This is a genomic window from Ursidibacter sp. B-7004-1 (assembly GCF_053654055.1).
The window spans coordinates 101,332-126,062 of sequence record NZ_JBSIUP010000003.1; the positions used below are offsets into that span (position 1 = coordinate 101,332).

The window sequence follows — 24,731 nt, forward strand, 5'->3', positions numbered from 1 at the left end:
CTTAATAGCCGATAGTCTTATTCAAATTCTAATTCAACGGCATTTTCACCGAGTAAATCTTTCAGTTTAGTTAGCATTGCCTCTTTCGGCGTTACTCGCCATTCAATATCCCCGACTAATAATGCCCGCCCTTCAGGGCTTTGGTAGTAAAAATGCAAAGGTAGAGTTGAATCTTTATAAGGCGTTAAGATTTCAGTTAATTCTTTAATAAAATGAGCGGTAAGTTGTTCTTGTGAAATTGCAAGAGCAAGGCTTTTGGCGTAACGACTTCTTGCTTCATCAAGAGAGAGTAGCTCTCTTGCAGACATTTTTAAACCACCACTGAAATCATCGTGCTGTATCGAACCGATGGCGACAATAATTTCATCTTTTTGTAATAGATGCCCATAATTTTCAAGTGCTTCTGAAAATAAGGTGATATCGAGCTTTCCTGACCTATCTTCAATGGTGGCAATACCAATGCGACTACCCCGTTTGGTTACAGCAACACGAGATGCCATTACCATTCCTGCAACACAAGCTGTTTGCCCACGATAAGTCGGTTGTATTTCATTTAAACGTGCAGGAGCATAATGAGCAAGTTCTTTTAAGAAACGCCCTACTGGGTGTCCGCTTAAGTAAAGTCCTAAGGTTGATTTTTCGCCTTCTAAAATAGCTTGCTCACTGAGTTTTGGGGTATTTGCATACGCATTTTGGACTTCTTCTGGCGTTTCAGTAAGTACCCCAAACATATCACTTTGACCTAAGGCTTCCATTTTTGAATGTTGGTCGGAGGCTTTAAGTGCATCTTCTAAGTTCTTTAGGAGTGCTGCTCGGTGAGGACCTAATTTATCAAAAGCCCCCGCCATTATTAAGCCTTCAAAGGTTCGGCGATTGACTTTCCGCAAATCAACTCGGGCAGTGAGATCAAACAGATCTTTAAAAATCCCCCCGCTATCACGTGCTTCTAAAATCGCATCAACAGGTGCTTCACCAACCCCTTTAATTGCCCCTAAACCATAGACGATCTCGCCTTTTTCATTCACACTAAAGCGATGTTTCCCTGTGTTAATATCAGGTGGTACAACCGTTAGCCCCATATTGATACATTCATCATAGAAACCAACAATTTTATCTGTATTGTCTAACTCTGATGTCATAACCGCTGCCATAAATTCCGCAGGATAATGGGCTTTCAACCACAGTGTTTGATAAGAAACCAACGCATAAGCAGCCGAGTGAGATTTATTAAAACCATAACCCGCAAATTTTTCTACCAAGTCAAAGATTTTCATTGCCAATCCGCCATCAATGCCGTTTTTGATTGCCCCTTCTTCAAAGGTCGAACGTTGTGCAGCCATCTCTTCAGGTTTTTTCTTACCCATTGCACGCCGTAATAAATCCGCACCACCCAAGGTGTAGCCAGCTAATACTTGTGCAATCTGCATTACTTGTTCTTGGTAAACAATAACCCCGTAGGTTGGTTCTAAGATCGGTTGTAATGATTCGTGTTGATATTGCGGATCAGGGTAAGAAACAGGCTCTTTTCCGTGTTTACGATCGATAAAGTTTTGCACCATTCCAGACTCTAGCGGGCCTGGTCGGAATAACGCAACCAATGCAATAATATCTTCAAAACAGTCTGGTTTTAAACGAGAGATCAAGTCCTTCATACCCCGAGATTCCAACTGGAATACCGCAGTGGTTTTCGCATTGAGTAACAGTTCAAAAGCTTTTTTATCATCAAGGGGAATGCTTTCAATTCGAACAGGCTCTTTCCCTTCTCGTGCAAGGCGTTGGTTGATCATCTCCAATGCCCATTTAATAATCGTTAAAGTGCGTAAGCCCAAGAAGTCGAATTTTACTAAGCCTGCATACTCAACATCATTTTTATCAAAGTGAGTAACAGGGTGTAGCCCTTCTGAATCGCAATAAAGCGGAGAGAAATCAGTGATCGCAGTGGGTGCAATAACCACTCCACCAGCGTGTTTCCCTGCATTACGCGTTACCCCTTCAAGCTTGCGAGCCATATCAATTAAGGCTTTGACTTCTTCATCAGTATCGTATAACTCGGGCAATTTCGGCTCAGCATCAAAGGCTTTCGCAAGAGTCATTCCCGGATCAGGCGGAATCAATTTAGAGATACGATCCACAAAGCTATAAGGGTGTCCTAAAACACGCCCCACATCTCGAATTACCGCTTTGGCTGCCATCGTACCAAAGGTAATAATTTGTGAAACAGCTTGTCTTCCATAAGTTTCGGAAACGTGTTCAATCACACGATCTCGTCCGTCCATACAGAAATCGACATCAAAATCGGGCATTGAAACCCGCTCCGGATTAAGAAAACGTTCAAAAAGCAGATCAAACTCAAGGGGGTCAAGATCGGTAATTTTTAACGCATAAGCAACTAATGATCCTGCACCAGAACCACGCCCAGGGCCAACAGGAATATCGTTATCTTTTGACCACTGGATAAACTCCATCACAATCAGGAAGTAACCTGGGAACCCCATTTGGTTGATTACATCTAGCTCAACTTGCAATCTTTCATCATAAACCGACCGCTTGTTTGCTCGTTCTTCGGGATCGGGAAAGAGAAACTCAAGGCGTTCTTCTAAGCCATCTTTCGATTTCTTTACTAAGAAATCTTCGACAGATAACTCGCCTGTTGGGAAATTCGGTAAAAAATATTCTCCTAAACGAATCGTTACATTACAGCGTTGAGCAATTTTTAGTGTATTTTCAATAGCTTGTGGTAAATCGGCAAATAATGCACACATTTCCGCTTCACTACGAAAATACTGCTGTGCCGAGTATTTCTTGGGACGTTTTGGGTCATCTAAAGTATAGCTATCGTGAATAGCTACTCGGATTTCGTGAGCGTCAAAATCATCTTGGTGTAAAAAAACAACATCATTGACAGCGACAACAGGAATTGCAAATTTTTGAGCAAAAACCACCGCTTGTTGAATATAGCGTTCTTCATCGGTTCGCCCTGTGCGACAGAGCGAAAGATAGTAGTGTTCGGCAAAATGTTGTTGATAAAATTGAAGTAACTGTTCTGCTTCTGTAACATTTTCTTTAAGTAACGCTTTGCCTACATCACCATTACGCCCACCAGATAGCACAATGATGCCTTCATTTAACTCTGCCAACCACGCCTTTTCAACCACTGGGAATTGAAAGTAACCTTGTTGATAAGCCTTTGAGATTAAAAGGGTAATATTATGATAGCCGACATTGTTCTTTGCCAGTAGCGTTAGCTCAAACAACTCATCACTTTCTGGCTCAGAGCGAACCATTATATCCACCCCGACAATCGGCTTCACCCCAGAACTCAATGCTTCCCCATAAAAACGGACTAAACCGCAGAAGTTGGTAAAATCCGTTAATGTCATTGCCACCATATTATTTGCAACGCAAGTTTTGACTAACGGTTTAACTTTCGCTAAACCGTCAATCATCGAGAAATCACTGTGGACTTTTAAATGGACAAAGCGTGGTTGTGACATTATGAAATTCCTTAATCCCTTTTCTTACCTAACAACCACCAAACAATCATCAAACAGATTAAACTTGGGGTTAATGCACCAAGTGGAACGGGTAGCCACGAAACAACAAGGCTTAAATTACCAAACACGATATTGGCGACATAGAAAATGAAACCTGCAAGGATACCAATCACAATTTTAGCTCCCATCGTACTACTGCGTAATGGACCAAAAATAAAGGAAATTGCTAGCAGCATCATTACTGCCATTGAGATCGGTTGGAAAATTTTCCGCCATAGTGTAATTTCAAAACGTTTTGGATCCTGTCCTGTTTCTTTTAAGAAACCGACATAGTCTGCTAAGCCTGTAATAGATAGCGACTCAGGTTTAAGTGAAACAATCCCTAATTTACTTGGTGTAATGCTGGTCTGCCAAGATTGCTGAGTTTGTTTATCTTGATTGATTTGGTTCTCGCCAATAATGGATTTTTCTACATTTTTTAATAGCCATTCATCATTCTGATATTCAGCTTTTTGAGCTTTTAGAATAGATTTTAGCTCTCGCTTGTCAAATTCATAGATCAAAATATCGTTCAAATTTCTTTCATCATTGATCTTTTGAATATAGATAAAATTATTACCATCTTTTGCCCAAAAACCACCCTGCGTAGCTAACATTGAGCCACCACTCTGTGCAATAGAACGCATATTTCTGGCAAATTGTTCCGTTTGTGGTACGCCCCATTCACCGATCACCATTGTGAAGATCACTAATGGAATAGCGGTTTTCATTACCGCTAAGCCAATGCGAAAACGTGAAAATCCAGACGCTTGCATTACTACCAATTCACTACGGCTTGCCAATGTGCCAAGTCCCATTAGTGAACCCAACAGGGCGGCAATCGGGAAAAAGGTTTCGACATCTCTTGGAATGGTCAGAAAGGTATAATAAGCAGCGTGTAAGCCATCGTAAGAGCCTTGCCCGACAGCACGAAATTCTTCTACAAATTTAATAATCGCCCCAAGCCCAACTAACATAAATAGTGTGAGCATAATTGATGCAAGAATAGTTTTACCAATATAACGTTCTAGTACATTCATCTTAATTCACACCTTTTTTAGCACTTAAACGGTAACGTAGTGCAGATAATCCTTTACTATCCCAAGCATTTAACACAATGCCCAATAATAAGAATGCAACTGAAACGAGTGGCATCAGTACGGATGCATCGACCTTGCCTGAACTGCCAGCTGATTTGAGCGAACTTTGCAGTAAGAAATAAATGAGATAAAGCAAAAGTGCTGGGAGTAATTTTGCAAATCGTCCTTGACGTGGATTTACGCTACTCATCGGTACAGCTAATAATGCCATTAGTGGTACAGCCAAAATTAAGGCTAAACGCCAGTGTAATTCGGATTGTGCTTCAGGTGATGTATCATCGAGTAGTTTGGTTAAATCTGCACGTTGGACTAATTTTTCGTCCGTTTCAACATCTTGATAGCCAAGATAAGCGGTATAGTTATCAAAGCTAGAAATACGAAAATCAGCTGTTTGCGGTGTGCCTTCATAGCGAGTGCTATGGCTTAATGTAAGCAGTTGATCACCGTTCGGTAAACCTTGTAATTCGCCAGATTCTGCGACCACCACAGATGGTTTATTTTTCTTTTGTTGGTGAGGCTGAAAAACGTAAATATCGTTAATTTTGTTATCTTCAATATTATCAATAAAAAGAACGTAGCCTCCAGCCGACATAAACTGCCCAGCAGAAAGGGCAGCAAAACGTGGATTTGCTTTTGCTTCAGCTAACATTTCGCTCTGTTTATTGATTGCCCAAGGGGTCAGCCAAAAGACATTGTAGGTTGCAATGGCGGTTGTAAATAAGGATAAAAAGAGAGCCGATTTTACCAGTAGGCTTTGTCCTACACCACAAGCTCGCATTACGGTTATCTCGCTTTCCGAATAAAAACGCCCAAGTGTGAGCAATAGTGCAATAAATAAAGACAATGGCAACATCAACTGTGCCATTGTTGGCATTCCTAACCCCAACAGGCTTAATACCAAATCCGTAGGCACTCGCCCACTCACTGCCGAGCTTAAAACACGCACAAGCTGTTGGCAGAAGAAAATGACCAACAGAATAAATAGAATAGCAATCTGGCTTTTAAAAATTTCTTTTGTTAGATATCGACTTAAAATCACGAAGTTGTTCTCATTTTAGCAAATTAGTGCTTGCAATTTTTTCGTAAGTGAGTAGCGTTACGACTCGCATTTTTAACGCAAGTTCAAGCGGTTAGTTATTCGCATTCTTTTGCAAATTTTTCGCAGAAAATGACCGCTTAAAAATGTGTAATCATACCCTTTTCAGCAAAAAAAATCACTGGAGTATTTATGAAATTTAATTTGATTAACGATGATATTGTACAACAAGCTACCGATTGTCTTGTTGTCGGTGCTTATGAAGATAGTCAGTTATCTCAAGTGGCGACACAAATTGATCAATTAAGTGGTGGTTATTTAACCGCTTTATCAAATAAAGGCGATTTACCTGTAAAAGTAGGGCAAGCCTTATTATTACACGCATTACCAAATGTAAAAGCCGAACGTATTATTGTGTTAGGTTGTGGTAAACAAGGTGAACTGACAGCACGTCAATATAAACAAATTGTACAGAAAGCATTACAAATTACCCAAGAGACTGGGGCAACACAGCTCACTTTTGCTTTAGATAATCTGGTAATGAAAGATCGTTCTGCACAATGGCATTTACGTTTTGCCGTAGAAAGTATTGCTGAAACACGTTATAGCTATAATGACTTTAAAAGTATAAAACCTGAACAAAATAACCACTTAGAGCAGGTTCAATTTTATATTTCAGGAGATATATCAGCCGCAGAACTTGCTTTAAAACAAGCTCAAGCGGTTGTTTCTGGGGTAAATTTTGCAAAAGATGTGGCAAATTGCCCACCAAATGTTTGTACGCCAAAATATTTAGCAGATTGTGCTAAAGCGTTGGCTAAAGCCTATCCAAACGTAACTACCACGATCATTGATGAAAAAGAGATGGCAAATTTAGGAATGCACTCTTACTTGGCGGTTTCTCGTGGTTCGGAAAACCCTGCTTATATGTCTGTTATTGAATACAAAAATCACCCAAATCCGAATGCTAAACCGATTGTTTTAGTCGGAAAAGGAATGACTTTCGATTCAGGTGGTATCTCAATTAAACCTTCGGAAGCGATGGACGAAATGAAATACGATATGGGTGGAGCTGCTTCTGTTTACGGTACGATGAAAGCCGTTGCTGAAATGCAATTACCGTTAAATGTTATCGGTATTTTAGCTGGCTGTGAAAATATGCCTGATGGCAATGCCTATCGTCCTGGTGATATTCTTACCACAATGTCGGGGCTGACCGTAGAAGTGTTAAATACTGATGCTGAAGGGCGTTTAGTATTGTGTGATGCACTGACCTATGTTGAACGTTTTGAGCCTGAATTAGTGATTGATGTCGCAACCTTAACGGGAGCTTGTATGGTGGCATTAGGGCTACATAATAGCGGTTTAATTTCAACTGACGATGCGTTAGCGAACGGACTTCTCTCTGCTGCTGAACAAGCGGAAGATAAAGCGTGGCGTTTACCAATGGGTGAAGAGTATCAAGAGCAACTTAAATCAAACTTCGCTGATCTTGCGAATATCGGTGGACGTTTTGGTGGGGCAATTACCGCTGGTGTATTTTTATCTAACTTTGCAAAAAAATACCCTTGGGCTCACCTTGATATTGCAGGGACTGCGTGGAAATCAGGAGCAGCTAAAGGTGCAACTGGCAGACCAGTGCCATTGTTAAGTCAGTTTTTGATTGATAAAGCTAACAGTTAAGTCGTATGGATGATTTGTAGGGTGCTATGTTGAATGGTATCCTACAATCTAAACAGGCTGATCCTATGGTAGATAATTTTTATAAAGGTAAAAAAATATAAATGAAGCCTCCTTTTTCGATTACCAATTCAATGCTGAATAAGGTCGTTGCTATTTCACATAAGCTAGGTACTTTACAGACACAATATGAACGTAATTTACATTTACGCAAAGAAAATCGTATCCGTTCTATTCAATCTTCTCTTGCTATTGAGAATAATAGTTTAACTTTGGAACAAGTAACGGCAATTATTGAAGGTAAGCGAGTACTTGGACACCCTAGAGAAATCCAAGAAGTTAAAAATGCTTATGATGCCTATGATGAAATGATGAGCTATGATCCTTATTCTATTGATGATTTTCTTAAAGCTCATCAATTGCTGACTCAAGGGATAGTCAATCAAACTGGGCAATTTAGATCTAAAGATGTTGGAATCTATAACTCATCTGGGCAACTTATCCATATGGGAGCAAGACCACAATTTGTAGAGAAACTCGTTAGTGATCTGTTTCAATGGGCAAAGGAAGATGATATTCCGTCATTGATTAAAAGTGCAGTGATGCATTATGAGATTGAGATGATTCACCCTTTTGAAGATGGTAACGGGAGAATTGGACGCTTATGGCAAAATGTGATTTTAAGCCAATGGAACCCTATTTTTGCTTGGATTCCTGTTGAGACAATAGTTTATGATCATCAATCTCGTTATTATCAAGTATTAGCAGAAGCCGATAACGCAAATGATTCAACTGTCTTTATCGAGTTTATGTTAGATGTTATTTTAGAAACCTTAGAAAATTATTCTATTTAATCTCCTATTTTATAAACTTTCCGCTTACTCAAAGGACGATATTCCGTTAGAATGTCGCCTTTTTTATGCTTTCTATTTAAGAAAGCCCTGACTTGTTATCAGAAAGAGAATTAAAATGTTACAAAACAAACCTGAACTTTTATCGCCTGCTGGCTCGCTCAAAAATATGCGTTACGCTTTTGCCTACGGTGCAGATGCCGTATATGCAGGGCAGCCACGTTATAGCTTGCGTGTGCGTAATAATGAATTTAACCACGCTAATTTAAAAATTGGGATTGATGAAGCACATGCTCAAGGTAAAAAATTTTATGTGGTTGTAAATATTGCACCGCATAACTCAAAATTAAAAACCTTTATTAAAGATTTAGAACCCGTTGTGGCAATGCAACCCGATGCGTTAATTATGTCCGACCCTGGTTTAATTATGCTTGTGCGTGAGCATTTTCCGCAGGTTGATATTCATCTTTCTGTACAAGCGAATGCAGTAAACTGGGCGACCGTTAAATTCTGGCGACAAATGGGGCTAACACGCGTTATTTTATCGCGTGAATTATCGATCGATGAAATTGCAGAAATTCGCCAACAAGTACCAGATATGGAAATTGAGATTTTTGTACACGGTGCATTGTGTATGGCGTACTCTGGACGTTGTTTATTATCTGGTTACATCAATAAGCGCGATCCAAACCAAGGGACCTGTACTAACGCTTGTCGTTGGGAATACCAAGTAGAAGAAGGCAAATTAGACGATGTGGGCAACATTGTAGCAAATAATGTCGCCAACAAAATTGAACCTGAACAGCAGATTCAAATTAAAAATGTCGCACCGACTTTAGGTGAAGGTGATACCACCAGTAAAGTATTTTTACTGGCAGAATCGCAAAAACCAGATGAGCAAATGACCGCTTATGAAGACGAACACGGTACTTATATAATGAACTCAAAAGATTTGAGAGCGGTACAACACGTTGAAAAATTAGCTCAAATTGGTGTTCACTCATTAAAAATTGAAGGTCGTACAAAATCATTCTATTACTGTGCTAGAACCGCTCAAGTTTATCGTAAGGCAATTGATGATGCCGTTGCTGGAAAGCCTTTTGATGAATCATTGATGGATACTTTAGAGTCTCTTGCTCATCGTGGCTATACGGAAGGATTTTTACGTCGCCATACTCACGATGAATATCAAAATTATGATTATGGTTATTCAATTTCTGAACGCCAACAGTTTGTCGGAGAATTTACAGGCAAACGTAATGAGCAAGGAATGGCGGAAGTGGCAGTAAAAAATAAATTTTTACTCGGCGATGAAGTGGAAATGATGACACCAAAAGGCAATATTGTCTTTAAAATTGAGCGAATGCTAAATCGTAAAAACGAAAGTGTTGAAGCAGGGCTTGGCGATGGTCATTTTGTTTTCTTAGATGTTCCAGCTGATGTTGAACTTGATTATGCGTTACTAATGCGTAATTTAGTTGATAGTAATACGCGTAATCCGCATAAATAATAGGGTGTACTAGAAAAAATAGTTACTCATAATTATTCTGTCCATTACACCCCTTACTTTCAAAATAGGTGTAATGGACAAAATAGTTGTTAATAATATTGTTCTTATATTGTTGAGTATCTCCAAAGACTCCTTTAGTCTAATCCTTCCAACCTCAATTTCTCAATCTCATTCGTAAATTCAGTAATATCATCAAAACTTAAATAGACTGAAGCAAAACGGATATATGCCACTTTATCGAGAGATTTCAAAGCATCAAGAACAAGGTTTCCAACATATTTACTTGAAATTTCTCGCTCTCCCGTTGCTTGAAGTTGTAGAACAATGTTATTGATAGCTTTTTCAAGTTCATCTGTACTAACAGGGCGTTTTTCTAATGCTCGACTTAATCCTAAGCGGAGTTTTTGAATATTAAATGGTTCTCTATTGCCATTATTTTTCACAATATGAGGCACTAATAATTCTGCCGTTTCAAACGTTGTAAAACGTTCTTTACATTGAATACATTCTCTACGACGGCGGATCTGATAGCCATCAGCCGTTAAACGAGAATCTACCACTTTGGTTTCGTCTTCAGCACAAAAAGGACAACGCATTATTTTTTTCCTTGCTGTTCTAAAAAGAGTTTATGCAGATTTTCAGTTGGTGGTGGCATCTGTAAGTAGAAACCTTGCGTTTGGATTTTTTGCAAAACTTCTTGCTTATCTGCCCGCTTCAATGGTTTTTCACCATTGAGATTAAATAACATCACAAATTGTGGTTTACCAAATAATTGTCGTAACTCTTCAGGTACTTGATCAAATTGATCTCGTTTTTCCACAAACAGATACATACCTTCTTTTTTGCTACTTTTATAAATTGCACATAACATTTTTAATACTCATCATCATAAGCTGCACCTTGATAGTTATCAAAGCGAGAAAATTGACCTTGGAAAGTTAAACGCACTCGCCCAATAGGGCCATTACGCTGTTTACCGATAATAATTTCGGCAATACCTTTCAGGTCAGAATTATCGTGATACACCTCATCACGATAGATAAACATAATTAAATCAGCATCTTGCTCAATAGAGCCTGATTCTCGCAAATCGGAGTTTACAGGACGTTTATCCGCACGTTGCTCAAGACTACGGTTAAGCTGAGAAAGTGCCACAACAGGCACTTCCAGCTCTTTCGCAAGTGCTTTTAAAGAACGAGAAATTTCCGCAATTTCTAATGTTCGGTTGTCGGCAAAGCCGGGGGCTCGCATAAGTTGTAGGTAGTCCACCATAATTAAGCTTAACCCGCCGTTTTCACGATATATTCGTCTTGCTCGAGAACGTAGTTCTGTTGGGGTTAGCCCTGAGCTATCATCAATATAAATATTCCGTCTTTTTTGAAGTAACGACATTGTAGTAGAGATTTTTGCCCAATCTTCGTCATCATCAATTTGCCCAGTTCTAATTTTTGTTTGATCAACACGAGAAAGTGATGCCAGCATACGCATCATAATTTGATCTGCGGGCATCTCAAGACTAAAAATCAGAACTGGCTTATTTGGTCTTTTTACTGTATTACCATTTTCATCTGTTTCAGTTGTATCTGCAAAGGCTGCATTTTCACATAAATTCATTGCGAAAGTCGTTTTTCCCATTGAAGGACGAGCTGCAACAATAATGAGATCGGAAGGTTGTAACCCTGCGGTTTTACGATCTAGATCATCAAATCCTGTCGTTACCCCTGTTATACCACCATTGTGTTTCGATTTAGATAACATCTCAATACGAGCAAGAGTATTCATTAAGATCGAATCAATATTCTTTGGTCCATCTTCCCCTGAAGTGCGTTTTTCTGCAATGTGGAAAATTTCACGTTCCGCCTCGTCCAACACATCTTTCACTAACATTCCTTTTGGCTGATAACTTAGTGAAGCAATTTTATTACTCGCCGCAATCAGTTCTCGGCGAATGGCTCTTTCACTAATAATCTCCGCATAAGTCAGCACGTTCGCAACACTTGGTGTATTTTTAGATAATTCAGCTAAATAGGCAAAACCACCAATATCTTCAAGAATACCTTTATTTTTGAGTGCCTGATCTAACGTAATAAGATCAATCGGCTGATGATTACGTACTAATTCGATCATCTGCTCGTAGATCAATTTATGGGCATAATTATAAAAATCTGTCGGTTGAACCCGTTCTGCAACGTTATCCCATTGCTCGTTATTCAACATAATTGCCCCTAAAACAGCTTGCTCCGCTTCAAGGGAGTGAGGTGCTATATTGATTTGTTCAACTTGCGGATCGGTAGGATTTTTTGATTGGGGCGTGCGAGTTTTAGCCATTATCTACTCTCAAAAATAAGGAAAATAAGCGGTAAGTTTAATCCAAAAAATTGTAAATTTAAATTGTTAAAATTTATCCCAAATTGGCTTACATTCTGACGGTAATACTAAACCTTTACCTAATTCGATCCAACCTGCTGGGTAGTGAAAGTCTGAGCCTAATGAGGCATAAAGATCGAATTCAGTTGCCCAACGTGCCAATAATTGACGCTGATCGGGTGTTTGCGCACAACCTGCCACTTCAATCCCATCTCCGCCTAGTTGTTTAAATTCAGCAATTAAACGGCGAATCCAGCGAGCAGTTAATTTATAACGCAATGGGTGAGCAATACAAATCACACCACCAGCGTGGTGCGTAGCCTCAATAGCTTCTGCCATTGAACACCAAATTGGCTTAACGTATGCACTTTTCCCCATTCCTAAATAGCGTTTGAAAGCGTGTTCATCATTTCTAGCATAGCCTTCTGCTACTAAAAAACGAGCATAATGAGCTCGTGTAACTTCACCACTAGCTAATTTTCTTGCTCCTTCATAGGCATTGGCGATGCCTGCTTTTGCTAATTTTTCACCAATTTGAATAGCTCGTTCTTGGCGTAAAGCGGTTTGATTTGCTAAAAGTTTTACTAATGCAGGGTGAGTTTCATCTACATTTAATGCAGCTAAATGAATACTTTTTCCTTCCCATAGAATTGAAATTTCAACCCCTGCAATCAAGGTAATCGGCTGATTTTCAGCAGCTTGCTTTGCTTCCGTAATACCTGCAACCGTATCGTGATCCGTCAAAGCAAGCATTTCAACATTCATTTCAAGTGCTCGTTGAACTAGCTGTGTTGGTGTAAGTATCCCATCGGACGCAGTACTATGGCTATGTAAATCTCTAATCATTATCTTTTTTGAATCATTTGATATGTGTAGGGGCTAATCACATTAGCCCCTAAAATAAATTGATCTTTTACAACTAATCTAATAAGTCTTATCTTTCCAGTGACTTACTCAGCCGTTTTCTTTTCACAAGATTTTAAAGAAACCGACCACTCTGCACCAGATTTAATTTTATATTTATCTGCAAAGCTATCCATATTTAGAGCAAAAGAAACATTTAACAAACTGTTGAGATACATCAACGGTCTGCCAGTCTCTACATCACCAAAACTACTTTTATATGGCATTGCACCACTATAACGGACTTTTACTTCTTCACCGACTTTCTCACTAATTTCAACACAGACACGTCCATCTTTTTTAATACCTGATTGATCTAATAACGTATCACTAATGTTTGTCCAAATATTGCCATACTGAATATCTAAAACAGGAATATTACCTTTTAACACGCCATCTTCAAGAGTTGGGCGTTGATAAGCGATTTCAAGTACTTTAGGTTCTAGCTCTTTCCCTACTTCTTCAAAACGAATTTTACCTGAAGCTAAGCGAGCCCCCGTATAGGCATAAACATCACGTCCGTGGAAAGTATAAGATTTTTCTGAACCTTCTAAGCGGTTAGTTTGCTCATCAATTTCACGCACTGCTTCAATACCTAAATGCTCTGCAACTAACGTTAATGTGCCATTATCAGGCGTAACAAAATAGTGTCCTGTTTTCGTTTTTAAAACAACTGATTTACGATCTGTCCCCACACCAGGATCAACCACACTGACAAAAACAGTGCCTTGTGGCCAATAAGTTGCCGTTTGATATAAACGATATGCTGCTTCCCAAATATTATAGGCAGGAATTTCGTGAGTGAGATTAAACATTTTTAGATCACGATCAACACCAAATGCAACGCCTTGCATTGCAGATACTGCACCATCTTTTAGGCTAAAATCCGTTTGCAAAACAAGTGCATTTTTTGCAAAAGTTTGCTCTGAGCTTACCGCTTGTTGCGTCCCCGTATTTGCCATTGATGAAATTGAAAAAAATGCAAGTGCTACAGCTAAAAATGTTTTATTCATTCTGTTTCCTTTATGTTGTGTGAGTGTTAAAAATTGCGTGAGAATAGTAATCGCTAGGCTAAAATTTGTCTAATTGTTTTTACCCAAAATCGCATTTAAGGCTGCAAACTTCGCTTCTTTATCACTGCTTTGCTCAGCAACCTGATTTAATGCATTAACCAATGCCACAGCACCTTCACTTTCTTGATAGCTAAAACGTGGTTGTTCTGATAATTGGGTAGCATAGGCATTAAGATCCTCCAATAATTTTACTTTGTTTGGATCATCGTGATACTGCTGGAACATCTCATTTAATGAATGACTAAACTGCTCAGCTTGTTGTTCAATTTGCTGTTCACAATATTTTTGCCAACGGATCTGCTCTGCCCGATTTAAGCTATCTGGATAATGCTTTGCTCGGTAGTGAAATAATAATTTTTCCACTCGTGGATCAGCAAATTTCAAGGCGTGATTGGCTAATTCCTTTGGAGGTAAACTGCGTAAAATCGCCATATTATTTTTATCTGCTGGCGAAAAAAAGCCGTCATACAAAGTCGTTTCGACATTATCCGATGGCTCAAATACTCGCTCTTCACTAAAAATTTCAATCACTTTTTCACGTACTAACCCTTTATGTGCTTTTAATTGTTTAAGATTTTCTAAACAATATGCTCGATCAATGCCTAAACGTTCTGCATTTTCAGGTAATAACGTTTTGGCTGGCGCTAAAATAGGGCATTTATTGATATGTACTAATTTTAATGGCACAGGTGTAATACCTTGTTCGATTAAATCACTTTTTTTGGTGTAGAGATGAGTACGTAGTTGCTCGCTTGTATCGGTTAATAAACCAGAAAGATCTGCTGAGAGATCACAAACAATTACCGCATTTTGATTGGTTGGGTGCCACGCTAACGGTACAACCCAAGCAGTATTACCACGATAGTTACCTAACATTCCCGAAACGTGCACAAGTGGGGTCATCTCACCAGTATTAATCATTGCTTCTAAGGCTTTTTTACCTCGATTTTCAAAGAAGAACTGAAATAATTTTGGCTGTTTCTGTTTAATCAATTTTGCCATTGCAATGGTTGCATATACATCGGACATTGCATCGTGTGCATTTTCGTGAGCAATACCATTTGCTTTAGTTAAATTTTCCAATTTAAAGCTCGGCATTCCGTCATCATCATATGCCCACTCAATACCATCAGGGCGTAACGCATAACAAGCTCGCACAACGTCCAATAAATCCCAGCGAGAATTGCCATTTTTCCAACTATATTCATAAGGGTCAAAAAAGTTTCGGAAGAAGGTATAACGGGTCATTTCATCATCATAACGAATATTGTTATAGCCCATAATACAAGTATTCGGCTCTGAAAATTCAGCGTGAATTCGAGCGGCAAATTCAGGCTCAGACAAACCTTGTTGATTACAAAGCTGTGGCGTGATCCCTGTTACCATTACTGCTTCTGGTGCAGGTAAATAGTCTGATGTCTGTTTACAATAAAACATCACTGGCTCACCAATAATATTAAAATCGCAGTCTGTACGAATACCCGCAAATTGTGCTGGGCGATCGGTAGCTGGATTTACTCCGAAACTTTCATAATCGTAAATAAAAAATGTTTGTTGGTTCATTGTTTAGACTACTTGAAGAAATTTTGGCGATTGTAGCATATTGCTTGGAATAGATGCTCTAGTGATAAGATTTTATATGCCTATTTTAAACATTAAATATGTGTTTAAAATAGGCATTGTTCAATAATTAAGAAATGATAGATAACTATCTCAGATTATTGACAAAGTCTTTTTTCATTCGGACGCACTCTGATCTGCCCCCAAAAGTTAGACTGATTTTATTTACTATTAATATCAGCTAATAATCCAGTATAAATTTGTACGCCTGTTTCAAGCTGTCTTTCATCAAAATCAAATTCCGCTTGATGATGTTCCGCTGTACGATCTGCACCTAGAATAAAGTAGATACTTTTACCACCTTGCTCTTGGACTTTACGCCCTAAGATCGTAGCATCTTCGCTGGCATTAAAAGCATATTCCGCATTTGGTGTATGAATTTGTGGTAATTGTGAAGCAATTTTTTCAACTTTAGTAATTAATTCAGGGTCATTTACCATATCAACTGCTTCGCCCATAATTTCTGTTTCATACTCAACATCAAAACTCAAAGCGACACCTTTTGCCATCTGAACTACTTGCTCATACATATACTGGTTAATTGCTTTATTTTCTCCACGCACTTCAAGTTGGATTTCTGCTGTTGCAGGTACGACATTACGCCCTTCCCCAGCTTTTAAGACGCCAACATTGATTCTTGTCATTCCTTCCCCGTGGCGAGAAATACCATAAACTTGAGTAACTGTATGTGCTGCTGCGAGTAAAGCATTTCGTCCTAAATGGGGAGCTGCTCCTGCGTGTGCAGGTTTACCACGATAACGAATATCCACTTTAGTAGTAGAAAGGAAATTTTTAAGGTTAGAGATAATCGTGCCACTACTTGCACAGAAACTAATATGAGAACTGATGAAGTAATTGACGTCATCTAATACACCGCTTGCCGCTATTGCTGCTGCCCCCCTAACACCTTCTTCTGCAGGTTGGAAAATAAGTTTAATTTTTCCATTTAGTTCATCTTTATGTTGCATTATCCATTGTGCGACACCTAATCCAACAGTAATATGCCCATCGTGTCCGCAAGCGTGCATTAAACCTTCATTTTTAGAGCTAAAACCTAATTGATTTGGTTTGTGGCTATCTACCTTAGTTTCACTAACGTTTACACAATCAATATCAAAACGAAGTGCAACTGTTGCTCCCGCTTTGCCACTATCAAAGATAGCAACACAGCCTGTAAACTCTTGCATTTTGTCTAACCACTTCGGGTTGGCTCCATTTACTAGGGCTTTCTCAATCCCTTGTTTTACCGTAGGTAAATGACGACCACGCACGAATTCTGGGTTAATAATCTGTTTACCCATTAAAATTTGCTCAAATCCCATTGCTTCTAAATAGTCAGCAATTTTACTTGTTGTCCAAAACTCAGCCCACCCTGTTTCTGGATATTGATGAAATTCACGTCTCCATTCAATAAGTTGAGAAAGGTTAATACTCATATTCATTCTCCCTAAAAATAATAAAATTATCCAATATTTCAGTTAATTTAACATAATGGTGGCTGAAACTCTTTGATATAACACACCTATTTAACTAATTTTTCTTCTGGTACATCCCCTAGCAATAAGGCATATCGAACAGTACTTGGACTAGATTCTAGTGCGATCTTGAGTACCATCGTTAAGGGAACTGAAAGTAACATTCCAACTGTTCCTAAAATCCAACCCCAAAAGAGTAATGAAAGAAACACGACTAATGTAGATAATCCCAATGTTCTTCCCATCATTCGTGGCTCTAAAACATTCCCGATAATCATATTGATAGTAATCACACCAATTGCAACGCCGAATCCAACCGAAAAACCGTTTAACAGTAAAGCTTGAACAATAATCGGCACACCAGCAAGTATAGAACCAATATTCGGAATATAATTTAAAAGAAAGCTTAACGTTGCCCATAATACAGCATACTGCACTCCCATAAGTTCTAATAATGCCCAAATACAAAATCCTGTTAGTAGGCTAACTAATGTTTTTACCCCTAAATAACTAATTACCCCTTGTAAAATACGGTTAATATGGTTTTCTTGCTCTGCTACCGCACTTTTATTTGAACTTAATGCAATTGCTAAACGATGCTTTGCCGTCGGTGCTTCAAATAACATAAAGACAACGACAAGTAATAAGACAAAAATATTTGTTACAACTCCTGAGAAGCTCAAGAGTAAACTCGTTACCAAATTCATAATTCGACTTGGATCAAGTTCATTCATAATGTCATCACGAGAAATCGAAAGAGAAATATTCCATTTTTCTGCAAGCACTAACAGATCAGCAATACGCTGGGAAAGTAAAATTTTATAGGTTGGGATTGAAAGAGCAAACTCCCGTACTGTGCTGTTAATTAAACCAACTAGGAAAAATGAAATTACAATAAAGAGTACGAAAAGTAGGGTGATTGCTAGCCAAAGAGGCACTTTACGAGCTGTCATTACCTTAATGATAGGTGAACAAATGATTGCAATAAACAATGACAATAAAAATGGGATAATAATTTCAGCTGATAATTTAACCCCTGCAAGAATAATCACAATGGCTGCTATCGTAAGTAAAATTCGAGTAATTGAGTGTTGTTGCATAATTTCCCTATAAAATAAGCGGTGTGATTTTCATAATTTTTGCAAAAAAGATAGAAAATCAGACCGCTTACTAAATTATTATTTATATTCAGAATGATACATTTTTTTGAGTTGATTCAGTTTTTCTGCTGTTACTTTAGCTTCATCAAGTTTTCCCTCTTTCGCTAATTGATTTGCCTGTTCAACTACATCAATAATATCTTGCATACCTTTTTGGTAGCCTTTAAATTTTTCCTGATCACCATCAAGGCTTTTCGGCATTGTTTCTTGAGCTTTTTTAGCAGCAACCAGAAATTCTGTGGCACTTTGTTGAAAACTCTCAACTGAATCTGCTCGTAATAGACCATTCACATTACGATTCATTTGACGCATTTCTATTGATACATTTGCAGTTGCTATTGCTGAAACTGCAATCAAAGAAATAAATAATATTTGTTTTACTTTGTTCATTATTACACTCCAACCATAAAAATTAAAAATAAAAAAACGTGGGGAAAATCCCACGTCTTTATAGCAAAAATTGAACAAAGAATCCAACCAAGAATTAGCCTTTATATTTTTGGAATACTAAGCACGCATTAGTTCCACCAAAACCGAAGCTATTTGACATTACCGTTGTTAATGCTTTGTTTTGACATTCTGTTACAATATTCATTCCCTGAGCTTGTTCATCAAGCGTTTCAATATTGATACTTGGTGCAATAAAATCATTATCTAACATCAATAATGAGTAAATTGCTTCGTGTGCACCAGCAGCACCTAATGAATGCCCTGTCATTGATTTAGTTGATGAAATAGCGGGCGTTTTATCTGCAAATACTTCTCGAATTGCACCAAGCTCTTTTACATCACCAACAGGTGTTGATGTGCCGTGTACATTGATATACTCAATTTCGTCATCAACGGTTGCCATTGCTTGTTTCATACAACGTACAGCACCTTCACCACTTGGGGCAACCATATCATAACCATCAGATGTTGCACCATAACCTACAATTTCAGCATAAATTTTTGCACCACGAGCTAATGCGTGTTCTAATTCCTCAACAACAACGACTGCACCACCGCCAGAGATAACAAAGCCATCACGATTTGCATCATAAGCACGACTTGCTTTAGTTGGTGTATCATTATATTTACTGGAAACAGCACCCATTGCATCAAATTGTGTTGCACCTTCCCAGCATAACTCTTCCGCACCACCTGCAAAAATAATATCTTGCTTACCTAACTGAATCAATTCCATTGCGTGTCCAATACAGTGTGCTGATGTTGCACAAGCAGAGCTAATTGAATAATTTACACCACGAATTTTAAACGGCGTAGCTAAACAAGCAGATACACTTGATGCCATTGTTTTTGTCACCGCATAAGGTCCAATACCTTTCACTCCACGAGGACCACGAACTGCATCACAGGCAGCAACTTGTCCACGAGCAGAACCGATACCTGAACCAATAACTAAGCCTGTACGTTCATTGGAAATTTGTTCTTCTAATAAACCAGAATCTTCAATTGCTTCTTTCATTGAAAGATAAGCATAAGCTGCTGCATCTCCCATAAAACGATAAACTTTACGATCAATAAATTCTGATGGAGATAATTTAATCGTTCCAGCAACTTGGCTACGCATTCCCACTTCTGCAAAATCAGGAACAAACTCAATACCTGATTTACCTTCACGTAAAGACGCAAGGACTTCTTCTTTATTATTACCAATACTTGAAATAATACCCAAACCGGTGATAACAACTCGTTTCATTTTTACCTCTGAGTTTAATCTAAAAAATTTTCGTTATTCTACACGTTTTATGCCATTCCCTGAACTATTTAATACAGTTAAGCAGTCTGATCCGAGCTGTTTTTTGCAAAAATAAAGGCAGCATCTCAACGATACTGCCTTTATATTACGGATCTTTATAATAAGTTATAGCATAAAGAGTGCTAAGAATAATACTGCTAGAATCATACCTAATGCAGTGCGTTTGATAATTTCCACAGGGCTAACACCTGCCAGACCTGCACAAACAATTGTTACGCCCGCAATTGGTGAAATCGTTCTACCTAAAGAGCCAGCAATCGCTGCTGCCATACCTAAATTAACGTGAGTATAGCCTAATTCTGCTGCGTGTGGCGTTACTGCAGTATTAAATGCAATCGCAGCCGCATCACCAGAACCTGTAATCAAGCCCATTAGGAATGGACCAATTGTTGCCCCCCAACGTACAAATTCATTAGAGTGTTTTAAGAATTCAATAGCTGAATCAATTGCACCCGTTGCTTTTAAGCCTGCAACGAAAACACTTGCCGCAATGATGATACCAAGTACATTTGCATAAGCATTACCCATACCATTGAAAAACTCATTAGTAATTTTTGACGGTGATGTACGAGTAACAACAATCGCATAAATTGCACCAATTAACATTGCTTGTGGTACACCCATTTTTGTCCATTCAAGTCCTGGTATTTGTTGTAATGAAGTACCACCAATAACAAGAATAATTAAAGGAATCAATGGTGCTAAAGCATAAAGTACATTTACTTTTGCAAATTTCGCTTCAGATTCACCGTGTTCTTTAAGATATTCTTCTTGATGTTGTTTACCGTAATCTTTAAAAACTAAAACAAGAACGGTCAAAGAAACGACACCAATTGCCCCCGCAATTAAAGTATAAGGTGCGTGAGAAAGAATAACCTCTGTAATGCTCAATTTGGTCATCTCACTGATCATCGCTGTATGTGATGAACCAGGGCTTAACATTGAACCAAATGTACCAGAAAGAATTGCTGCTCCAGCCATTGCAGGACGCACACCAGATGCTCTTAATACAGGAATCAACGTTGCCCCAACCGCAGCTGCACAACCTGCCGCAGATGGAATAGCAATATTGATAAAGAAAGTAATGATTGTAGCTACTGGAATTAAGAAAAATTTCAGTACACTCAATGGTTTAGTTAATAAATGAACCAAATGCGTATCACATTCAGTATATTTCATTACATAAGCAAAACCCATACTTGAACAGATTGCCATAATCAACCCGCTCGACGTCATACTTTTTGCAAAGGCATCTAACGCCCCCATTGGGTTGAGAGCAAGTACTGCCATAACAAGACCAACACCAATAAGAACAGTCCTTGTTTCATATTTTTTAATTAGCAGATAAATTGTTGCAATAATACCTACAATTGCGACAATCGCTTTAAATTCAGCCATTTTTTATATCCTTAATATTAGAGAGTAAAACTCGATCCTTTAGCAATAATCGAAGGTTGTGCTACGCTATTGAATAACAATACATCACTTTCACCTAACAGTGAAACTTTATCCCCTTCTACTTTTAATGCGGTGCCTTCTGGAAGTGCATAAACTTGTGAAGTTGGATTAACACGTAAGAATTCTTCCAAACGTTCTTCTCGACTTTCACCATTATGGCCTTGCATTTTACCTGAAATAAAGTGTGGGTTAATTTGATGTGGGAATAAGTTTAATGCGTCAAAAGAAGGTGGGTAAGTAATTGGCATATCATTGGTTGTCATAATTGATGCTCCAGCAACATTTGCTCCCGCACTCCAACCAAAATATGGCGTACCAGCCAATACTTTTTCACGAATAGCATCCATTAAATTATTTTCATACATCTGCTTGAGTAAGCAGTAGGTATTACCACCACCGATACCAATTACATCTGCACTCTCAATAATATTACTATGTTTAGCATCACGATGTACGGCGACAATTTCCATACCAAGTTCAGCCAATGCTTTTTGCACTTTTTCTTCATATTGATCGTAAGTTTGTCTTACGCCTGCGTATGGAACAAATGCAATACGTTTACCTTTGTAATCTGCTAAGAAATCCTTTAACCAAGGTAAACAGTGAACTAAATAATCTGTATTTTGATATTTAGAACCGCTCATTAGTAACATTTTTTTCATAGTGTGTTCTCCTTCCATATTTAAGGTTAAATGTATATATCACTCCAAATGTAAGTAATACTCGGTAAATTAACACTAAAGTTTGTAAAAATCATCTCAATTTTTATAATCCGATCTATAAATTATTTCAGTAGATAAAAGTATGATTTAGAACAAATTAAGTCAATTTTAGTTTAAAAAATATGCTATAAGTAAATTTATTTATCTTGACTATTTGCTTATGATATCAGTGAGTGAACAAACAATCACCACGTTAATATTGAACCCAAAGGAGTCTATATGAAACTTCAATCTAAAAAATCGACTTTTAAATTGAAATATCCAACGCTCAAGCAAACGCTCGCTTTAGCCTTATTGTCAAGTTATCCCTCGGTAAACTATGCTCAAGAAGGAATGTGGGTTCCTCAACAGTTACCAGAAATTAGTAATGCTTTACAACAAGCTGGATTAAAATTACCCCCTGAACAACTGACTCAACTAACAGGTGATCCACTTGGAGCAGTTTTATCCTTAGGCAACTGCACTGCAAGTTTTGTCTCACCACAAGGATTAGTTATTACTAACCATCACTGTGCTTATGGAGCTATTCAATTAAATTCAACCCCTGAGAAAAATTTAATTAAAAATGGATTTTATGCAGCTACTCCTCAAGATGAACTTTCCGCAGGTAATGCAAAAGTATTTGTTTTAGATGAAATTATTGACGTAACTAAAGATGTGCAACAAGCTATCCAAAATGCAACAACAGGGTTAGAACGAGCAAATCTCTTCGATCGTTTTGAAAAAGAACTGATTTCAAAATGTGAGTCTGAAGGATATCGCTGTCGTTTATATAGTTTCTTTGATGGTATTAGCTACCGTTTATTCAAAAACTTAGAACTTAAAGATATCCGTCTCGTTTATGCACCACCAAGCTCAATCGGTGCTTATGGCGGTGAAGTCGATAACTTTATGTGGCCACGACATACGGGAGATTTCTCATTCTATCGTGCCTATGTAAATAAAGATGGTAAACCAGCCGCTTATCATAAAGATAATGTACCTTATAAACCAAAACATTGGTTAAAATTTACAGATAAACCGCTTGCAGAAGGTGATTTTGTAATGATTGCTGGCTATCCAGGTAGCACAAATCGTTATGCATTATCTGACGAATTCACAAATGTTGTTGAATGGCTTTACCCAACAACATCTAAACACTATCAAAATATGATCGCATTAGTTGATAATGCCGCTAAAAACAGCCCTGATATTGATGTGAAATACGCCAGCATAAAACACCGTTGGGGGAATAGATCGAAAAACTACAATGGTCAGTTAGAAGGCTTTAAACGTATTGATGCTATCGGAGTCAAATCTCAAGAAGAAGCGAATATTCTCAACTGGCTTAAACAGCAAGGAGACAAAGGAAAAGCCGCTCTAGATGCTCATCATCGTTTACAAGAACTCAACCAAAAAGCTCGAGAAAATCAAGCCCGTGATCTTATTCTGAAAGAGTCCGTTGGTGCATTAACCAGTTCTGCAATTAGCTTGTATCGTTTATCCATTGAAAAAGAAAAACCGAATAGCGAAAGAGAAAAAGGTTATCAAGAACGAGATATTGCAAGCATTGAAAGCAATCTCAAACAGATGGAACGCCGCTATGAAGCTTCAATGGATAAACAACTACAACGTTATTGGTTGCAAGAATATCTAAAATTACCCGCTCAGCAACGTATTGCCGCTATTGATAAATGGTTAGGCGGCAACACTGATCAAGATATTGAAAAAGCCTTAGAACGTTTAAGTCAAAGCGAGTTAAAAATTGCCGAAAATCGCTTGAAATGGCTAACTGCAGATAAAGCCACTTTTGAGAAGAGCGATGATCCTGCAATTCAATATGCTGTTGCAATAATGCCAACTTTACTTGAATTAGAGAAGGAAACTAAAGCTATTAAAGGGGAAAACTTAGTTTTACGCCCACTCTATTTACAGGCAGTTATTGATTACCAAAAAACGATTGGTAAAGCGATTTATCCTGATGCAAATTCTTCCCTACGCCTTACCTTTGGTAATGTCGTTGGCTACACTAAATTAAATGGTGAAGTACAAACACCATTTACTAAAGTAGAAGAAATTACCGCAAAAGATACTGGTAAAGAGCCTTTTGATGCACCTAAAGCATTGCTTAATGCTATTACAGAAAAACGCTATGCCGGTTACCAAGATGAGAAATTAAATTCCGTACCAGTAAACTTCCTTTCTAATCTGGATATTACTGGCGGCAATTCAGGCTCACCAATGCTAGATAGCGAAGGAAAACTGATTGGACTTGCCTTTGATGGTAACTGGGAGTCTGTCAGCTCTAAAGCCATTTTTGATGAGAAAATGACTCGTGTGATAGGCGTAGATCAACGCTATATCCGTTGGATTATGCAAGAAATTTATCCTGCATTGCCATTATTACAAGAGATGAATCTCAAATAAGCGGTAAGATACCGATAAAAATTAACAAAAAACGCACCTTAATTGGTGCGTTTTTATTGGCTTTATAGCAATTAT

19 protein-coding genes are annotated in these 24,731 nt (G+C 38.2%); 4 read left to right on the plus strand and 15 right to left on the minus strand.

Annotated features, from left to right (window positions below; all coding sequences use genetic code 11):
• Positions 1-17 precede the first annotated feature (17 nt).
• From dnaE to lptF, 3 genes are read right to left on the minus strand one after another with little or no spacing between them, the layout of a single operon-like run.
• On the minus strand, positions 18-3,494 hold the full coding sequence (gene dnaE, locus ACWIW0_RS01985; RefSeq protein WP_454451992.1) for a DNA polymerase III subunit alpha: 3,477 nt from the start codon (positions 3,492-3,494) through the stop codon (positions 18-20).
• A gap of 11 nt (positions 3,495-3,505) precedes the next feature.
• Positions 3,506-4,573 carry an LPS export ABC transporter permease LptG gene (gene lptG / locus ACWIW0_RS01990; protein WP_454451993.1) on the minus strand — a complete coding sequence of 356 codons (1,068 nt, stop codon included), beginning with the start codon at positions 4,571-4,573 and terminating at the stop codon, positions 3,506-3,508.
• 1 nt (position 4,574) lies between these two features.
• A complete protein-coding gene (lptF, locus tag ACWIW0_RS01995; RefSeq protein WP_454451994.1) occupies positions 4,575-5,672 on the minus strand; it encodes an LPS export ABC transporter permease LptF in 1,098 nt (365 codons plus the stop codon).
• 189 nt (positions 5,673-5,861) lie between these two features.
• Here lptF and ACWIW0_RS02000 point away from each other — a divergent pair, with 189 nt between their 5' ends.
• The 3 genes from ACWIW0_RS02000 to trhP all read left to right on the plus strand — a co-directional run bounded on the left by ACWIW0_RS02000 (position 5,862) and on the right by trhP (position 9,710).
• Positions 5,862-7,352 (plus strand): leucyl aminopeptidase, encoded by a 1,491-nt coding sequence (locus tag ACWIW0_RS02000; RefSeq protein WP_454451995.1) that lies wholly within the window; start codon positions 5,862-5,864, stop codon positions 7,350-7,352.
• A gap of 131 nt (positions 7,353-7,483) precedes the next feature.
• Positions 7,484-8,203, plus strand: a complete 720-nt coding sequence (locus ACWIW0_RS02005; RefSeq protein ID WP_454451996.1) for a Fic family protein — start codon at positions 7,484-7,486, stop codon at positions 8,201-8,203.
• 115 nt (positions 8,204-8,318) lie between these two features.
• Positions 8,319-9,710, plus strand: a complete 1,392-nt coding sequence (trhP, locus tag ACWIW0_RS02010; RefSeq protein ID WP_454451997.1) for a prephenate-dependent tRNA uridine(34) hydroxylase TrhP — start codon at positions 8,319-8,321, stop codon at positions 9,708-9,710.
• Between the two features lie 134 nt (positions 9,711-9,844).
• On the opposite strand, the gene nrdR is transcribed toward trhP, so the two are convergent.
• The 12 genes from nrdR to pepE form a co-directional block, all read right to left on the minus strand.
• The gene (gene nrdR, locus ACWIW0_RS02015; protein ID WP_454451998.1) at positions 9,845-10,306 is read right to left on the minus strand and encodes a transcriptional regulator NrdR; all 462 of its coding nucleotides are present in this window, start codon (positions 10,304-10,306) and stop codon (positions 9,845-9,847) included.
• Positions 10,306-10,581 carry a YcgL domain-containing protein gene (locus tag ACWIW0_RS02020; RefSeq protein ID WP_454447359.1) on the minus strand — a complete coding sequence of 92 codons (276 nt, stop codon included), beginning with the start codon at positions 10,579-10,581 and terminating at the stop codon, positions 10,306-10,308. The genes nrdR and ACWIW0_RS02020 overlap by 1 nt, the downstream gene beginning before the upstream one ends.
• 2 nt (positions 10,582-10,583) lie before the next feature.
• Entirely contained in the window at positions 10,584-12,038 is a 1,455-nt protein-coding gene (locus ACWIW0_RS02025) for a replicative DNA helicase (protein ID WP_454447358.1), read from the minus strand.
• Between the two features lie 66 nt (positions 12,039-12,104).
• Positions 12,105-12,923, minus strand: coding sequence for an RNase RNM (gene rnm / locus ACWIW0_RS02030; protein WP_454451999.1), 819 nt, complete (start codon positions 12,921-12,923; stop codon positions 12,105-12,107).
• Positions 12,924-13,027: 104 nt separating this feature from the next.
• On the minus strand, positions 13,028-13,993 hold the full coding sequence (locus ACWIW0_RS02035) for an SAM hydrolase/SAM-dependent halogenase family protein (protein WP_454447356.1): 966 nt from the start codon (positions 13,991-13,993) through the stop codon (positions 13,028-13,030).
• 69 nt (positions 13,994-14,062) lie between these two features.
• Positions 14,063-15,616 (minus strand): exodeoxyribonuclease I, encoded by a 1,554-nt coding sequence (sbcB, locus tag ACWIW0_RS02040; RefSeq protein WP_454452000.1) that lies wholly within the window; start codon positions 15,614-15,616, stop codon positions 14,063-14,065.
• Positions 15,617-15,834: 218 nt separating this feature from the next.
• A complete protein-coding gene (locus tag ACWIW0_RS02045; RefSeq protein ID WP_454452001.1) occupies positions 15,835-17,109 on the minus strand; it encodes a M20 family metallo-hydrolase in 1,275 nt (424 codons plus the stop codon).
• Between the two features lie 86 nt (positions 17,110-17,195).
• Entirely contained in the window at positions 17,196-18,248 is a 1,053-nt protein-coding gene (locus tag ACWIW0_RS02050) for an AI-2E family transporter (protein WP_454452002.1), read from the minus strand.
• A gap of 78 nt (positions 18,249-18,326) precedes the next feature.
• A complete protein-coding gene (locus ACWIW0_RS02055; RefSeq protein WP_454452003.1) occupies positions 18,327-18,698 on the minus strand; it encodes a cytochrome b562 in 372 nt (123 codons plus the stop codon).
• Positions 18,699-18,792: 94 nt separating this feature from the next.
• Positions 18,793-20,010: a beta-ketoacyl-ACP synthase I gene (gene fabB, locus ACWIW0_RS02060; RefSeq protein ID WP_454452004.1), complete on the minus strand. Its 1,218-nt coding sequence runs from the start codon at positions 20,008-20,010 to the stop codon at positions 18,793-18,795.
• A 165-nt stretch (positions 20,011-20,175) separates the two neighbouring features.
• Positions 20,176-21,468, minus strand: a complete 1,293-nt coding sequence (dcuC, locus tag ACWIW0_RS02065) for a C4-dicarboxylate transporter DcuC (RefSeq protein WP_454452005.1) — start codon at positions 21,466-21,468, stop codon at positions 20,176-20,178.
• A gap of 17 nt (positions 21,469-21,485) precedes the next feature.
• A complete protein-coding gene (gene pepE, locus ACWIW0_RS02070; RefSeq protein WP_454452006.1) occupies positions 21,486-22,190 on the minus strand; it encodes a dipeptidase PepE in 705 nt (234 codons plus the stop codon).
• A 279-nt stretch (positions 22,191-22,469) separates the two neighbouring features.
• Here pepE and ACWIW0_RS02075 point away from each other — a divergent pair, with 279 nt between their 5' ends.
• Entirely contained in the window at positions 22,470-24,656 is a 2,187-nt protein-coding gene (locus ACWIW0_RS02075) for a S46 family peptidase (RefSeq protein WP_454452007.1), read from the plus strand.
• Positions 24,657-24,731: the final 75 nt, after the last annotated feature.